This is a genomic window from Roseovarius sp. CH_XMU1461, from assembly GCF_037027165.1.
GTDB lineage: Bacteria > Pseudomonadota > Alphaproteobacteria > Rhodobacterales > Rhodobacteraceae > Roseovarius > Roseovarius nubinhibens.
The window spans coordinates 1-936 of sequence record NZ_JAYMDV010000020.1; the positions used below are offsets into that span (position 1 = coordinate 1).

The 936-nt window shown below is 55.9% G+C and carries 1 protein-coding gene; it reads left to right on the forward strand.

From position 1 onward, the window contains the following. A partial coding sequence (locus WA237_RS18640; protein WP_336099486.1) for an autotransporter outer membrane beta-barrel domain-containing protein occupies positions 1–535 on the forward strand: 535 nt, incomplete at its 5' end. Between the last annotated feature and the right edge of the window lie 401 nt (positions 536–936).

Below are 936 nucleotides of genomic sequence, written 5' to 3' on the forward strand. Positions count from 1 at the left end.
CGAGCAACCGGTGTACTTCGAAGGGCGCCTTTTGTATGGGGAGACCACCAACACGATCTCTCCATTCGGAACCTACGAAGACGACTTCGACACCACCCGCTTGCTCGCTCAAATGAAAGTGACGGGCGAGTATAATTACGGGGCGGCAACTACTTGGTATCCGTTTTTCGATGCCTCTTATGTGACAGACGATCAACACAGCTATGTCGACAGCCTAGGCAACACCATTCCCGGGCAAGGTATCAACCTTAGTCAGATCGAAATGGGGCTGGATTTCAAACGAGAGGTCCAGGCTAACGCTGGCGAATTAGAGCTTTTGGGCGGAGTGTCTGGCATATGGTCGCATACGAGCGGCCAGGGTTTCGCTTCAACGATTTCTCCCGACTACGAAGGAGCGCGGATGCGGGTCGAGCTGGGCGTCAACCGCGTGTGGTCTACCCTTAGACAGTTCAATGCCGCCACCTTCTATGACGGGATCGGCGCCAATGGCTTCGAAAGTTTTGGAGCGAGGCTAGGGTATGAAATGCAATTCTGATTATGCGCGCCGCGTGAACCTTCGCGAGATTATTTTGTGCCGCTGGAGGCTACCTCTACTATTCGGCGCACCAAACGTTAGTTCTCGGCCCCAATGGGGCCGAGATATGATAGCGGGGTTTTCAAAGCCAAGTGAGCATCGGCCGATTTAGTCGCATATGCTGATGCACTTACACTTTGGAAAGTGGGCTTTTTTCTCCAATTCGGCCGGTGCGAAAAGACTGGTCCGCACGCCGGTCCGAGGGAGGAGGCCCTGATTTTCAGATAGCCCCCTCCCCCCTGCCCGTTCGTCGCCAGGAGGTGGCGCGATTATTCCCAGATCGGTAGACAGCCGGAGCCGTAGTGGACAGCCGACGCCTTCTGCGGGTTAACCGGCCCCATCATGCGATCGAGCGCCTCGCG